This window comes from Sorangium sp. So ce1153 (genome assembly GCF_051521595.1).
In the GTDB taxonomy this organism is placed as follows: Bacteria; Myxococcota_A; Polyangia; order Polyangiales; family Polyangiaceae; genus Sorangium.
Genome location: NZ_CP150361.1, coordinates 331,224 through 345,220 on the forward strand (window position 1 = coordinate 331,224; position 13,997 = coordinate 345,220).

The 13,997-nt window shown below is 72.1% G+C and carries 10 protein-coding genes; 7 read left to right on the forward strand and 3 right to left on the reverse strand.

Annotated features, from left to right (window positions below; translation table 11 throughout):
• Positions 1 to 164: 164 nt before the first annotated feature.
• Together WME85_RS01160 and WME85_RS01165 are read right to left on the reverse strand one after the other, a co-directional pair.
• On the reverse strand, positions 165 to 1,346 hold the full coding sequence (locus WME85_RS01160; protein ID WP_437834406.1) for an FAD-dependent oxidoreductase: 1,182 nt from the start codon (positions 1,344 to 1,346) through the stop codon (positions 165 to 167).
• 217 nt (positions 1,347 to 1,563) lie between these two features.
• Positions 1,564 to 2,328, reverse strand: a complete 765-nt coding sequence (locus WME85_RS01165; RefSeq protein WP_437834408.1) for a TetR/AcrR family transcriptional regulator — start codon at positions 2,326 to 2,328, stop codon at positions 1,564 to 1,566.
• A gap of 183 nt (positions 2,329 to 2,511) precedes the next feature.
• Here WME85_RS01165 and WME85_RS01170 point away from each other — a divergent pair, with 183 nt between their 5' ends.
• The 3 genes from WME85_RS01170 to WME85_RS01180 are packed head-to-tail and all read left to right on the forward strand — an operon-like array spanning position 2,512 to position 6,693.
• On the forward strand, positions 2,512 to 4,131 hold the full coding sequence (locus WME85_RS01170; RefSeq protein WP_437834411.1) for a sigma 54-interacting transcriptional regulator: 1,620 nt from the start codon (positions 2,512 to 2,514) through the stop codon (positions 4,129 to 4,131).
• Positions 4,132 to 4,175: 44 nt separating this feature from the next.
• Complete coding sequence (locus WME85_RS01175; protein ID WP_437834414.1) at positions 4,176 to 5,768, forward strand: serine/threonine-protein kinase; 1,593 nt, start codon at positions 4,176 to 4,178, stop codon at positions 5,766 to 5,768.
• A 10-nt stretch (positions 5,769 to 5,778) separates the two neighbouring features.
• Positions 5,779 to 6,693 carry a hypothetical protein gene (locus WME85_RS01180; RefSeq protein WP_437834417.1) on the forward strand — a complete coding sequence of 305 codons (915 nt, stop codon included), beginning with the start codon at positions 5,779 to 5,781 and terminating at the stop codon, positions 6,691 to 6,693.
• 146 nt (positions 6,694 to 6,839) lie between these two features.
• Here WME85_RS01180 and WME85_RS01185 read toward each other — a convergent pair whose 3' ends face one another.
• Positions 6,840 to 8,822: a protein kinase domain-containing protein gene (locus WME85_RS01185; RefSeq protein WP_437834420.1), complete on the reverse strand. Its 1,983-nt coding sequence runs from the start codon at positions 8,820 to 8,822 to the stop codon at positions 6,840 to 6,842.
• Positions 8,823 to 8,944: 122 nt separating this feature from the next.
• Between WME85_RS01185 and WME85_RS01190 the strand changes: the two genes are divergently transcribed.
• The 4 genes from WME85_RS01190 (at position 8,945) to WME85_RS01205 (ending at position 13,991) form a co-directional block, all read left to right on the forward strand.
• Complete coding sequence (locus tag WME85_RS01190) at positions 8,945 to 10,849, forward strand: sigma 54-interacting transcriptional regulator (protein ID WP_437834423.1); 1,905 nt, start codon at positions 8,945 to 8,947, stop codon at positions 10,847 to 10,849.
• A gap of 420 nt (positions 10,850 to 11,269) precedes the next feature.
• Positions 11,270 to 11,554 carry a hypothetical protein gene (locus WME85_RS01195; RefSeq protein WP_437834426.1) on the forward strand — a complete coding sequence of 95 codons (285 nt, stop codon included), beginning with the start codon at positions 11,270 to 11,272 and terminating at the stop codon, positions 11,552 to 11,554.
• Between the two features lie 33 nt (positions 11,555 to 11,587).
• On the forward strand, positions 11,588 to 12,631 hold the full coding sequence (locus WME85_RS01200) for a hypothetical protein (RefSeq protein ID WP_437834429.1): 1,044 nt from the start codon (positions 11,588 to 11,590) through the stop codon (positions 12,629 to 12,631).
• A 4-nt stretch (positions 12,632 to 12,635) separates the two neighbouring features.
• Positions 12,636 to 13,991 (forward strand): hypothetical protein, encoded by a 1,356-nt coding sequence (locus WME85_RS01205; RefSeq protein ID WP_437834432.1) that lies wholly within the window; start codon positions 12,636 to 12,638, stop codon positions 13,989 to 13,991.
• Positions 13,992 to 13,997 lie beyond the last annotated feature (6 nt).

Genomic DNA, 13,997 nt, shown 5'->3' on the forward strand with positions numbered 1-13,997 from the left:
GCTGTCGGTCCGCTCTGCGCAGAATGATGGGCTCGGACCGAACGGATGGGGGGTGATGGATCGATGAGAGACGAGAGCGCGAGTGCCAGAGTCCGCTGCTCTGGACATGCGCCCACCAGGTCGAACGACTGCTCGCGCTCGAGCCCCGTTCGGCCGACCGAGCGTCAGCTCGCCGCCGCGAGCGCCGGGGCCGCCTCGGGCCCCATCTGCCGGGCCCAGTGCTCCAGCACACGGCTGGGCTCGCCTGGCGCGATGGCGACGTGCAACCCCTCATGAGCTTCCGCGGCGGCCACCGCGCCGCGCGGGAGCATGATGGACTCGTAGGCCTCCACCGCGGCCAGGAGGTCGCGCGACGCGACGATCGCCTGCGCGAGGTCGGCGCCGTCGAGCATGGCCAGGTTCGCGCCCTGTCCGGAGAACGGCGACATGAGGTGCGCCGCGTCGCCGAGCAGGGTGACGCCGTGGACGGTCGTCCAGGCGTGGGGCACCGGCAGCGCGAACATGGGGCGGCAGATGAAGGTGTCCTCGCAGGCGACGAGCAGCGCCTGCCACGCCGGTGCCCAGCCGGCGAACATGCCGAGGAGCGTCCGTCGCACGCCGGCGGCGTCCGCGAGGCTCAGGCCGAGTCGACTGGCCCAGTCGAGCTCGGCGCGGAAGGCGACGTAGACGTTGATGTTGTTGCGGCCGAGGCGGTGCGCGAGGAGACCCTTGTCGTCGGACAGCGCGAAGCACGACCCGCTGCCCACGAGGTCTGCGATCTCCGGGTGGGCGCGGTCGACGTCGCGGATGTCGATCTCGACGAACATCACGCCCTCGTACGCGGGCGTCGCCGGCGACACGAGGGGACGGACCCTCGAGCGGGCGCCGTCGGCGCCGATGAGCAGGTCGACGGTGGTGCTGCTGCCGTCGCGGAAACGCACCTCGTGCTGCCCGTGTCCGAGCGGGACGGCCTCCTCGAACGCCTTGCCGTAACGGACGGTGCCGGGCTCGAGCGAGTCGAGCAGCAGCTGACGCAGGTCCCCGCGATCGATCTCCGGATTGTACATGTCGTCCGGCGCTGCCGGCCTGTCGAAGAGGATGTGGCCGGCCTTGTCGACGAGGCGTATGGACTGGCCCTCGGGCCGGGCGATCGCGAGGAACTTCTCCAGCAGGCCGGCCGCGGCCAGGGCCACCTGGCCGGTGGGCGCTTGCATGTCGAGCGTGCCGCCCTGCGCGCGCGCGTCGGCGGCCGCGTCGCGCTCGTACACGGTGACGGCGACCCCGTGGCGCTGCAGCACGCGCGCGGCGGTGAGGCCGCCCGGACCGCTTCCGATGATGGCAATGCGACGATTCGTTGCGGCTGTCATGAGGGTGTCCTTTCAACGGATGCTGGGTGATGAGGAATCCGGAGCTCGTGGCGCCGCCGAGCCATCCGCCCCTCGCGAAGCGGTCGGCTGGATAGCGGCGAATGACGTTCGTTACGAACGGTGTTCGTTCATCGCGAGACCGAGGGGTGCCTGTTCCGGGGCGACGGGCTCGCGCCCGGCGCCCTGCGAGAGGCGCGCCGCGGCCGGCGTTTACGGTTCAGCGGCCACGGGCAGGCTTTCTCGGCTTGCTCAGCCTGGCAGCCGCGCCGCTGTCGTCGGTGGTGACGGAGTGGCGGGGAGTCTGCAGGATCCCTTTCAGGAGCACCTGGAGAGCCCACGTGATGCGCTCTGGACCCCCCGAAAGGAGGTCGTCGCGTGCCGCGTGGGTGTGCGGGTGCTCCTGCGGAGAGACAGCGCCGATGACGCGCGCGATCGGCCCGAGGGGATCGGGCTGGTCACGGCGCTGGCTCTGCTCCGCGGCCAGCGCGGTCACGTACAGGAGGAGCAGGTCGACGGCCCAGGCCGCGGTCGCCCGATCCACCCGAGCTTCCTCGAGGAGCGAGAGGAGCGCCTCGATGATGCGCAGCGCGTTCGGGCCGGCCGCGACGGTGCTCATCGCGAGCTGAGCCAGCCCCGGGCTGTGCGCCAGGACCTGCAGATACGACCTCAGGAGAGCGATGAGGCGGTGTTGCCAGCCGTCCCCTGGCGCTGGCGCGCGCGCGCTCGCCGTGTCCACGCCGGCGAGCGCGCGATCGCAGACGAGCGCCCGCAGCTCTTGCAGGTTCTCGACGTAGGCGTAGAGGGAGGCCGGGCCGGTGTCGAGCGCCGCCGCGACCTTGCGGAGGCTCATTCCCTCGAGCCCCTCGCGCGTGAGCAGCTCGAGCGCCTCGGTCACGATGGCATCGCGGCTCAGCGGCTGCTTCGCGGGGCCCCCGCGACGGCTCGTGACCTCCCGCGCCTGGAACGGATTTCGAGCACCCATCGCGAGAACAGTATTCGTCACGAACGGTGTTCGTCAACCCCGAGGTAGCCCGGGAAGAGCCAGCCCCGCCGGCGCGCGCGCAGCCACGCCGAGGCCGGCGTCACGCGGCGCCGCCCGTCGCGGCCCGATGCGCGCCGCGGCGCCGCGTGACGCCGGCGCGGATGCCTGCTGAGATGGAGGGGCATGCCCCCGTGGAACGACGACGACGCCGCCTCCACCGAGCTCGTGCCCGGGCCGGTGCGCCCGACCGCGGAGGCCGCCGAGAGCTTCGCCCTCTCTGTCATGGCGGGCCCCGACGAGGGCCGCCGGTTCACCGTGGCGCCAGGCCTGCCCTCGCGCGTGCTCGCGGGCACCAGCCCCGCCTGCGACATCGCCCTCACCGACCGGCTCGTGTCGCGCCGCCACGCCGCCTTCGAGCTCGCCGGCGCGCGCCTGCGCGTGACCGACCTCGGCTCGACCAACGGCACCTTCGTGCAGGGGATCCGCGTCGGCGACGCGTACCTCCAGGGCAGCGAGCTCGTCAGGATGGGCGAGACGGTGCTCCGCGTCGAGGCGCTCGGCGTCACGCAGGCGGTCGAGCTGTCGCGCGCGGTGCGCTTCGGCAAGCTCGTCGGGGCCAGCGAGGAGATGCGCCGCCTCTACCCGCTGTGCGAGCGCCTCGCGAGCTCGAGCGTGCCGGTCGTCATCGAGGGCGAGACGGGGACCGGCAAGGAGGTGCTCGCGGAGGCGATCCACGAGCAGGGGCCGCGGGCCGCCGGGCCTTTCGTCGTCTTCGACTGCACCGCGGTGCCGCCGACGCTCGTGGAGTCGGCGCTCTTCGGGCACGAGCGCGGCGCCTTCACCGGCGCGAGCGAGGCGCGCCGCGGCGTCTTCGAGGAGGCGCACGGCGGCACGCTGCTGCTCGACGAGATCGGCGACCTCGATCTCGGCCTGCAGGCCAAGCTCCTCCGCGCCATCCAGCGCTCGGAGGTGCAGCGCGTCGGCTCGAACCGGTGGGTCCGCGTCGACATCCGGGTGCTCGCCGCGACCCGGCGCGATCTCGAGCGCGAGATCCAGGCGGGCCGGTTCCGCGACGACCTGTTCTTCCGGCTCGCGGTGGCGCGGATCGAGCTGCCGCCGCTGCGCAAGCGGCGGGGCGACGTCACCGTGCTCGCGCACCATTTCTGGCGGCAGCTCGCGGGCCGCGGCGCGCCCTTCCCCCAGGGGTTCAGCGAGCGGCTGGAGGACTACGACTGGCCGGGCAACGTGCGCGAGCTCTACAACGCCGTGGCGCGCCGCGTGGCGCTCGGCGAGGCCGCGCCGATCGAGACGACGAGGGCCGGGCTGTCCTCCGCGGGCGCGCCGCTCTCGACGCCCGGTCCCGCGTCGACGCCGCAGGCGCTGGCGACGCCGCAGGCGCTGGCGACGCCGCAGGCGCTGGCGGCGCCGGGGCCCGCGTCGACGCCGCGGCCGGCGCCTGGGCCCGCGTCGACGCCGCAGCCGGCGCCGGGGCCCGCGCCGACGTCGCAGCCCGGGCTCGCCTCGCCCGCTGCGCAGCCGCCCACGCCCGTGCCCCCGTCGTCCGCCGGGCCCGCGGGGGCCTGCGGAGGCGCCGAGCCTGCGACATCCGACGACATCATCGAGGAGATCCTCGCGCTCGACCTGCCCCTCGCGCGCGCGAGAGAGCGAATCGTCGAGCACTTCGAGCGGCGCTACGTGCAGCGCGTCCTCGCGCAGCACGGGGGCAATGTCCGGAGCGCGGCGGCCGCGTCGGGCATCGCGCGGCGGTACTTCCAGATCCTGCGCGCCCGGCGATCGCCCTGACATGCCGCCGCGGCCCGCGCCTCGGCCATGGTATCTTCGCCCCGATGTTGCAGGCCCGGAGCCAGGGCGGCGCGTTGGCTGTCGTCCGCTACCTGCTCTTCGACGAGATCGGGGCTGGCGGCATGGCGACGGTGCACCTCGGGCGCCAGCTCGGCTCGGCCGGGTTCCGGCGGACCGTCGCGATCAAGCGGCTCTACCCGCAGTTCGTCCGGGACCCCGAGCTCGTCGCCATGCTCCTCGACGAGGCGCGGGTGGCGGCCCGCATCCGGCACCCGAACGTCGTCGCGACGGTCGACGTCGTGTCGAGCGGCGGCGAGGTGCTGCTGGTCATGGAGTACGTGCACGGCGAGTCGCTGGCGCGCCTGCTCCGCGCGGCCACGCGCGACGGCGGCGCGCCCCCGCCGCGCGTCGCCTGCGCGGTGCTCGCCGGCGCGCTGCACGGCCTGCACGCGGCGCACGAGGCGACCGCCGAGGACGGCGCCCCGCTCCACCTCGTGCACCGCGACGTGTCGCCGCACAACGTGCTCGTCGGCGAGGACGGGGTGGCGCGCGTGCTCGACTTCGGCGTGGCCAAGTCCGCGGGCCGCGCGCAGATCACGCGCGACGGGCAGCTGAAGGGGAAGATCGCGTACATGTCGCCCGAGCAGATCGCGGGCGAGCCGCTCGACCGGCGCGCGGACGTGTACGCGGCCGGGGTGGTGCTGTGGGAGACGTTGACGGGCGAGCGCCTCTTCGAGGGGCGGGGCGAGGCGCTCTCCATCCTGCGGCTGCTGCAGGCGGGCGTGGATCCGCCGAGCGCCCGCCGGTCCGGGGTGCCGCCGGAGCTCGAGGCGATCACGCTGCGCGCGCTCGCGCGCGAGCCGGAGGACCGGTACCCGACCGCGCGCGCCATGGCGCTCGCGCTGGAGGCGACGGGCATGGCCGCGTCGACGTCGGAGGTGGGCGCCTGGGTGGCCCTGTTCGCGGGCGAGTCGCTGGCCCGGCGCGCGGCGCTGATCGCCGCGATCGAGCCAGGGGTGGCGCTCGAGGCGGGGAGGGCGATGTCGGGGGTGGCGCTCGAGGCGGGGGTGGCGATCCCGGGGGCGGTCATCCCGGGGGCGGCGGGCGAGGTGGGGGCGGCGGTGCCGGTCGCCGCGCTGGGTCTCGGGACGGGGCCGGCGGGGGAGGCCGCCGCGGGCCCGCGGCAGGCGGGGGAGGCTGCCGCGGGCACGCGGCAGGCAGCGAGCCGGCAGCTCTGGGCGGCGGTCGCGGCGACGGGCGCGCTGCTCGCGATCGCGGCCGCTGCGGTCGGCCTCGCGCGCGCCGAGGCGCCGGCGCTGGTGCGCGCGCGGGCCGGCGTGGCCGCCGCGGCGCGCGCGCGGCCCGTGGCGCGGTCGGTCGCGACTGAGCCTGCGGCGTCAGGCGCGCCAGGCGCTGCCAGCGCCGCGCCGACGATGCTCGCCGCGCCGGCCACGCTCGCTGCGCCCGCTGCGTCGGCCACGCCCGCCGCATCGACTACGGCCGCTGCGCCGGCCGCGGCAGCCGCCGGCTCCGGCGCGCGCCGGCAGCCGCGCCGCGAGCCCGCGCGCGGCGGGTGCAATCCGCCGTTCGTCATCGATGGACAGGGCCACAAGCGCTACAAGCGCGAATGCTTCTGACGGAGGCCGGATGAACCAGCGCACCTCTCGCCGTTCCCTCTTCGCCGCCCTCGCCGTCTCGGCCTTCGCGTCCCTCCTGCCCGCCCCCGTGCACGCCGGCGACGTGGAGGCGTGCTTCACGGCCTCCGAGGAGGGCCAGCGCCTGCGCGACGAGGGCCGGCTGCGCGAGGCGCGCGCGCGCTTCATCTCCTGCGGCAGCGCCGCCTGCCCCGCGCTCGTCCGGTCGGACTGCGCAGGCTGGCTCTCCGACGTCACGGCGCGCGTGCCGACGCTGATCCTGAGCGCGGAGGACGAGCAGGGACAGGACGTGGCCGACGTGCAGGTGACCGTCGACGGCGCGCCCCTCGCCGCGCGGCTGGACGGCAAGGCCGTCGAGGTCGACCCGGGCGAGCACGTGCTCCGCTTCGAGCGCGCGGGCAGCGCGCCCGTCGCGCTGCGGCTCGTGGTGCGCGAGGGGGAGAAGCTGCGCCGCGTCTCGACCCGCCTGGTCCGGTCCGCCGGGCCGGGAGGAGGCGCGGGCACGCAAGGAGGAGGCGCGGGCGCCCCGGGAGGCGGCGCGCTCACGCCCCGCGAGGACCAGGCCTCGTCGCCGCCCGCGAGCGCGCTCCTCCTGCCCATCGCGCTCGGCGGCGTCGCCGCCGCCGGGGGCGTCGCCTACGCGGCGCTCGGCCTGAGCGCGCGCGCCGACGCCGACCGCCTGCGGACGACCTGCGCGCCGCGCTGCGCCGAGGCCGACGTCGACGCCGTCCGGACCAAGATCGTCGGCGCCAACATCGCCTTCGGCGTCGGCGTGGCGGCCCTCGGCGGCGCCGTGGCCGCGCTCCTCCTCGGCCGCGCCGGCCCCGACGCGCCCGCCGCCGCCGCCGCGGTGCGCGTCGTCCCCTTGCCCGGGGGCGCCGCCGCTGCGCTCGGCGCGAGGTTCTGAGGTCTCACTCGCGCCATCTCCCACCGACGCTCCCGGCGCCCGCGTTGCGCGTGTCGCGGTCGACGGGGCGCGTGCTCTGGCACGCGGGCCTCCTCCGCGACCGGCCTGCGTCTCCGCATGACCATGCCCGGCCGGAGCGAGCCCCGTCAGGCTGGCGCAGGTTGACCAGCACTGCCGGCGTCCTGCTCCTCGTAGGTGACCGTCGTCATGTGCGCGGTCGAGGTGCTCGGCGCGACCGCCTGGGGGAACCTCCGTCGTACGAGCTCGAAGACAGCGATGGGCGCGCCGCCCTGGGGCAAGCTCCGGCTCTCCAGGGCTTCGATCTCGAAGTCCTCGTTTGCGCCCTCCGCGACACGGCCGGTGACGAGGATCTGGTCTTTTCGAGCGAGCAACTCCAGATGAGCCGCGGTCCCCACGATCTCGCCGAGGACCGTGTAATCGAGCCGCCCGAAGGCCCTTGAGCCGATCTCGCCCGAGATCATCGGGCCCGTGTCGACCCCGATCGAGACGCCGTGGGTGAAGGGCGACCCTTCCCCGGTGCGCAGCGCGAGGGCGTGGAGCTGGTCGCGCACCGCGACGCAGGCCTCGAGCGCGCGCGCGAGGTGCCCCTCGCCACGGAAGATGGCCATCACCGCGTCACCGAGGAACTTCTCCACGACGCCGCCCCGCACGTTGATCTCGGGGACCATCACCTCGAAATTGGCATTGAGCGTCCGGAGCGCGTCCTCGGGCGGTGCCTCACCTGCGGCCGCGCGGAAGCCGGCGATATCGAGGAACGCCACTGTCCCCTGCCACTCTTCGCTTCGCCCAGCGTCCGGCGCGGCGCTGCGGATCCTCTGGACGAGGCTCGGGCTCACGAACATCCGCAGCGCGTCGTTCTCCTCGGTCGAGCGCGCGCTCTTGCGCAGTTCGAGCACGCGCCGGAGAGACTTCTGAATCGTGACCTCGAGGTCCTCGAAATCGATCGGCTTGACGAGGAAATCGAACGCGCCGCGGTTCATGGCGGTGCGGATGTTCGTCATGTCGCCGTACGCGGAGACCATCACCGTCTGCACCATCGGGTTGATCTCGGCGACGCGTGAAAGGAAAGTGAGCCCGTCCATGCCGGGCATGCAGATATCGGACAGGACTACATCGATGTCGGGGTGCTTGCGGAGCTGCTCGAGAGCTGTCTCTCCGTCGGTGGCGAAGACGAAGTCGTACACTGATTTGCGGATCTGCTGGCGAAAGCGCTGCCGGACGAGCAGCGGCACGTCCGGCTCGTCGTCGATCACGAGGATCTTCGCCGTGCCACGTTCCTTCGGCTCGGCCAGCGCGGCGAAGGCGGCGGCCATCTCGCGCGCGGACGAGAAGCGCTGGGCCGGGTTCTTCGCCAGAGCTCGCTCGAAGAACCTGTCGACCTCGGGCGAGAGCTCCGGCACGAGGGTCGATGGGGCCGGGAATGGAGCGATGGCGATGTTCATGATCATCGACAACAGCTGTTGCGCCTGAAACGGAGGTTCGCTCGTGAGCGCGTGGTAGGCGACGACGGCGAGCGACCAGAGGTCGCTGCGGTGGTCGATCTGCGAGCAGCGGACCTGCTCCGGGCTCATGTAGAGCGGTGTTCCGACGAGCGCCTCGGAAGACGTGGTGTCATTTCCGAGCATCGATGCAACGCCGAAATCGAGGATCTTGACCACCTCGCCAGCGTCGGTGCGGGCGAGAAAGAGGTTCGCCGGCTTGAGATCGCGGTGTACGATGCCGACGCCGTGCGCGGCCGCGAGGCCCCGGCTCGCCTGGTTGACGATCGAGATGACGGCTGAGAGCGGCAGGCGCCCGGCTCGACCGAGCCGGGCCTCGAGGTCCTCGCCCTGAAGCAGCTCCATCACGATGTAGGGGGCGCCCTCATCGAACCCATAGTCGTGGATCTGCACCACGTGCTGATTGCAGAGCCTGGCGACCGCCATCGCCTCCAGCTCGAAGCGGGTGCGCGCCGTGGAGGAGGCGGTGTGCTCGGGGGCCATGAGCTTCAGCGCCACCGGACGCCGCAGGTGCCGGTCGAGCGCCTTCCAGATGTGGCCCATGGCGCCCTCTCCGATCGCCGCCTGGAGCTCGTACCTGTTGGCGATGAGGCGCTCGGGAGGAGCCATGGTGGGATGTTACCGGAGGGCGACCTTCTCCGTCAACGAGGCACGGTCCCTCACGTGCCCGCTGAGCGCTGCCCGTCGTGGTCGAGCGCCCTGCACTCTGGTAGAGGTGGGCTTGAGACAGCATGTCCGACGAGCAATCGAAACCGCAGCGGTTCCGTGAAACGCAGACGCTCGCAGATCGTCTTGCGTCCCCGCTGCTCACCGACGCCGGACGCAGCGTCGCGCTCCTCGTGCAGCACCAGGGAGGCGTGCAGAGCGCGCTCCTCGCGCCGGACGCGCCCGTGACAATCGGGCGCACTGCACCTGCGAGCCTGCGTATCGAGGATCCGACGCTATCGCGCGAGCACGCGCGCTTCTCGCTCGCCGCCGGGCGCGTGCGTGTCGAGGACCTCGGATCCCGCAACGGCACGCGCATCGCGGGCCGCCGCGTGAAGGAAGCCGAGCTCGAGATCGGCGACGAGGTGGTCCTCGGCGGCGTCCTCGTGCGCATTGAGGCGCTCGGAACCGCAGGCGGGCCGCTCGGCATCGAGGGCGAGGACAGGCTCCGGCGCCACATCGACGAGGAGCTCGCGCGGGCCGAGCAGTTCCGCCGGCCCTTCGCGCTCCTCTTCGTGCGCGCCGAGCAAGCTGTATCGGCGGGGCCGGACCACAGGCTGTGGCTCGAGGTGCTGCGCGCGCGTTTGCGCCCGGTCGACCGCATCGCGCTCTATGGTCAGGACGCGGCGCAGGTGCTCCTGCCGGAGACGGGGGCGGACGAGGCTGGCAGCATGGCCCGCGCCATTGCGGCCCCGGCCGAGCAAGGCGTCTGCCTCCTCGTCGGCGGCGCTGTCCATCCGGACGCCGGTAGCACGGCGGAGGAGCTCGTCGAGCGCGCGCGCGACGCCGCGCGCCGGACCTCGCGCGCGCAGCCCGTCGAGCTCGTCGCGAGTTCGTCCTGGGCGGTCGAGAGGACCGGCGGCGGGGCGCTCATTGCGGGGGCCGCGATGAGCGGGCTGCTCGCGACGATCGAGCGCGTGGCCGCTTCTCGGATTCCTGTCGTCTTGCACGGCGAGACGGGCACGGGCAAGGAGGTGCTGGCGCGCCTCATTCACGATTGGGGCTCGCGCAAGGCGCGGCGCATGGTGCGCGTCAATTGCGGCGCCATCCCGAAGGATCTCGTGGAAAGCACGCTCTTCGGGCACGAGCGCGGCGCATTCACGGGCGCGCAGCAGCAGCAGAAGGGCGTCTTCGAGGACGCGAACGGGGGGACGGTCTTTCTCGACGAGATCGGTGAGCTGCCCCCGGCCGCGCAGGCGGCCTTGCTGCGGGTGCTCGAGACAGGCAGCTTCAGCCGGGTCGGCTCGCCGCGCGAGATCGAGACCGACGTGCGCATCGTGGCGGCGACGCACCGCGACCTCGAGGCGATGAGCGAGTCGGGCGCGTTCCGGGCCGACCTCTATTATCGGCTCGGGGGCGTGGTGATCGACATCCCCCCGCTGCGCGAGCGCAAGGACGAGATAGAGCCGCTCGCGTGGCGCTTCTTGCGCATGGCGAACCAGGCCAACGGCCGGCACGTGCAAGGCATCGCCAGAGAAGCGATGGAGCTCTTGCAGCTCTACAACTGGCCCGGCAACGTGCGCGAGCTTCGCAACGCGATGGAGCGCGCGGTGGTGGTGACGCGGGCCGCGCTCGTGCAGCCGGAGGACTTGCCGGCGCCGGTGCGGGCGGCTCGGGCCCAGGGCGAGGGCGCCTCCGAGCCTGCGCGAGCGTCGGATCCTGAACGCACGTATCCCGAAGGCGTGGTGGGCGCCCCTCCGCCATCGCCGCCGCCATCACTGCCGCCATCACTGCCGCCCTCGACGCAGCCCTCCGAGCTCGAGGACACGCCGGTGCGGGGGAAGGTGCAGCAATATGAGGCGAAGATCCTCCGCGACACGCTGGAGGCCGCGGGGTGGAGCCGGACGGAGGCCGCGAAGCGGCTCGGGATCCCGGTGCGCACTCTGTCGTACCGCATGAAGGTGCTTGGCGTGACGAAGCCAGCCACGTGAAGGCAGCCGGCACGTACGTCATTGCTTTGACGATGTTGCCAGCCTGAGGCCACCGGCAAAGTCTTGCCGGCAAGAAGTTGCCGGTCGGCAAACGGCCGCTGCTGGATCGTCCGGCATGTACGATTTCTGGTGCTCTGCACCACCTCGGTGGTCGGTGTGTCACTGGCATGCTCGCTGCAATGGCAGCTTCGTGTCGGGTAAACGAAGACCTGCCGCGTGGGCCAGCAGCATCGGCCACACAGGCAGGCGGCGCGCCCTCGCGGCGCGTCTGGAAGGGCTCACGACGCGCACGGCGGGCGACTTCGACGCCAGTCGCCCCCGGCGGCGCCGGGGGTGGCGCGCGTGAGAGCCCACGTTCGCTGAACAGAGAACGACGCGAGGCGAGCCCCCTCGCCTTAACGTGTCGCTTGAGGAGGCAACATGACCAAACCGATCCCGTCCGCACGACTCATCGAGTTTCTCGGCCGCGTCGATGACCGAGAGTTCACGAAGCGGTTCCACAGCAACCCGGGCGCCGTGCTGAAGGAATATGGGCTCAGCAAGGCCGAGGGGACCGCGATCGCCGACGCGGAGTACTTCAAGGGGTCATCGCGCGCTGAACAGGAGGACGCGCTCCGGAAGATGTTCACGCAGGTCGGCCTCGATCCAGACGAGCACGCGGCTCTCCTCAAGAAGCTCGCTGACAACTACGACCCTGCCTGGTGAGGAGGCGCGGGGAGGCCTCGCGCTTGGTTTACTATGATCTGGCCGCTTGAACAGACCTTCGATCGGATTCGATCTCATGTCCCGGGGGCGCTCGTCACGCCGGGCGCCTGGGAGAGCGTCCTCGGAGCGGCGCGGCGCCTCCCGCCAGCCGTCTCGTGCGCGTACCTCGAGTGCCGCCTCGGCCCCGACGCAGCCGAGGTCGACCTCGGCGCCTCCGTGATGGCGGCGGAGGGCCCGATCCTCCTGGCGGCCAGGCCAGCAGGCCTGCGGTCTTCGGGAGAGGAGGCCGCGATCTGGGGCCGCGTCCAGGAGCTCACGCGCGTCTGGACGGATCCGGCGTCGCCGCTGCATGCCCGGGTCCCGGTGATGTGGCTCGAGCTCGACAGCGCCGAGATCACCCGCGGTCGTCTCATGCCCTCGGTGCTCCTGTGCGTCGATCCTTCGCTGCCGAAGGGCTCGGCCTCGCCGGACGCGATTGGCCACGGCCTCGCCGACTGCGCGCCGTCCCTCCAGGCGGCGCTCTCGGCGCTGTCGAGCGAGCCTCTCGCGCCCGCGGCGCGCGCCGACCTTCATCGCTGCTTCGAAGCGTTGCCGGCGGGCGGGCGGGTCGTCCACCTGGGCTTCATGGTGACGCGCCGCCCCACGGTGTTGAAGCTCTTCGCGGCGATGGGCAGGGAGCAGGTGCTCGAGTACCTCGGCGCGATCCGCTGGCCAGGCTCCCTCGCCGAGGCGGCCTCATTGATCGACACGCTCGGCGCGGGGCCCGACGCGTTCCGCGTCGACCTGACGATCGGGGAGAGCTTGCTTCCGCGGCTCGGGCTCGAGTTCGCGTCGAGGCGCGGCGCCGACCCCGACCGGCGCGCCCTGATCGACCGCTGCGTCGAGCATGGCATTTGCACACCGGAGAAACGAGACGCGTTGATCTCATGGCCCGGCTCGAAGCGCGAGGTGATCCCCGGGTACGCCCGGGCGGTGCGCCTCAGCCGCTGGATCGACATGAAGATCGTCCATCGCCCTCCGGAGCCACTCGAAGCCAAGGCCTACCTGGGTTTCATGCTCCACCTCTCACTCCTGTGACAATATGCTTGACAACCTGAAGAAATTCTATTCCGCTCCTCTCATTCTCCTGATCGGCATCATCGTGTGGTGCGTGGCCCTCTCGCGTCCCGCGGCGGTGGTGCTTGTCCCCGAGAGCGAGGTCCACCTCTATTGTCCTGGGTATGACAATGATCCACCGAAATTCGTCGACGCGCTGATGGAAGGCGCGGTTCTGCCCGACAAGCTCACGCCCTGTCTCCCCCTCGACGTCAACAAGAGCCTCAAGGCGAACATCGTTGACGGCAAGCTGGACCAGGCGGTTCGCCAGCTCGACGCGTTCGGCTGGCAGATGTTCATCGCGCTGAGCTGGCCGGTCGAGCAGGACGGGGACCACCTGCGCTTCGCGAAGAGCCTCGCGGGCCCGGGCGCTCCGCGCTGGTACGGGTGGGCCACGACGGACGACGTCTTCAAGGTGAACGGAGGCGTGCCGGAAGAGCGCCACATCCTCTCGGACAGGCAGGCGGACACGCGTCGGCTCTGGGATCAACGAGGCCAGCTGGTAGGCTTCGAGACCCAGATGAACCAGATCGCGCGTGACGCGATACGGGACAGCAGCCTCTACACGGCGGAGGGACAGAGCGCAGCGGTCAGCCGCCTCCTGTTCCCGTGGGGGGTGGCCAACACAGGTGAGAAGAGGCTGGGCTCCACGGTCATCAAGCTCGCCTGGAAGTCGCTGGGCGCGCAGGATCACCGGGAGCGGTTCTTCCGGCGAGCGGCCGAGATGCCGGGCTCCCCGGAGCAGCGCGAGTTCGGGCTGGTGGGCATGCACATCGGGTACAAGCTGTCCTTCATCGACTCCAAGTGGGTGTGGATCACCCTCGAGCACATCGACAGCGTGGACGACACGGGAGAGCCCGCATGCCCGCCGCCGGCGCCGCCGCCGCTCGCGGAGCCGCTCTTCCATGACAAACAATGCGAGCAGGAGGACTGTCCAAAGAACGATCCTGAGAGCAAGAACCCGCGCCTGGGCCAGGGCCACAAGGCCACCCAGGTCGTGCGGGAGGTCCCGATCCGGCCCGAGACCGTGGATTTCAACTGCAAGGTGCGCGCGCTCCTCCACGCCCAGGCCCCGGGATCACCGGCGCAGTATTACAAGCTCGTCGCCGTGCAGTCAGCCGTCAGGCTAGGGGACAAGTGGCAGTACGTCCCGTCCTACTCCCAGAACACGCTGCTCGAGACCTACCAGCAAATCCCCAAGAGAGAGGATGGGCGCGGGTGCGTGCAGTGTCACCTTCGTGCGCCGCTCAAGGCGAAAGACGAGAGCGGCGCCTTCTTCAATGACGAGGGGCAGGGCGACTTCATGTACATGCTCACCCGAAGGCTTCAGACCCAGCAGTGATACGCC

Coding starts and splice junctions, on each gene's coding strand:
- WME85_RS01160 (WP_437834406.1), bottom strand. CDS start 1,346: ATGACAGCCGCAACGAATCGTCGCATTGCCATCATCGGAAGCGGTCCG.
- WME85_RS01165 (WP_437834408.1), bottom strand. CDS start 2,328: ATGGGTGCTCGAAATCCGTTCCAGGCGCGGGAGGTCACGAGCCGTCGC.
- WME85_RS01170 (WP_437834411.1), top strand. CDS start 2,512: ATGCCCCCGTGGAACGACGACGACGCCGCCTCCACCGAGCTCGTGCCC.
- WME85_RS01175 (WP_437834414.1), top strand. CDS start 4,176: ATGTTGCAGGCCCGGAGCCAGGGCGGCGCGTTGGCTGTCGTCCGCTAC.
- WME85_RS01180 (WP_437834417.1), top strand. CDS start 5,779: ATGAACCAGCGCACCTCTCGCCGTTCCCTCTTCGCCGCCCTCGCCGTC.
- WME85_RS01185 (WP_437834420.1), bottom strand. CDS start 8,822: ATGGCTCCTCCCGAGCGCCTCATCGCCAACAGGTACGAGCTCCAGGCG.
- WME85_RS01190 (WP_437834423.1), top strand. CDS start 8,945: ATGTCCGACGAGCAATCGAAACCGCAGCGGTTCCGTGAAACGCAGACG.
- WME85_RS01195 (WP_437834426.1), top strand. CDS start 11,270: ATGACCAAACCGATCCCGTCCGCACGACTCATCGAGTTTCTCGGCCGC.
- WME85_RS01200 (WP_437834429.1), top strand. CDS start 11,588: ATGATCTGGCCGCTTGAACAGACCTTCGATCGGATTCGATCTCATGTC.
- WME85_RS01205 (WP_437834432.1), top strand. CDS start 12,636: ATGCTTGACAACCTGAAGAAATTCTATTCCGCTCCTCTCATTCTCCTG.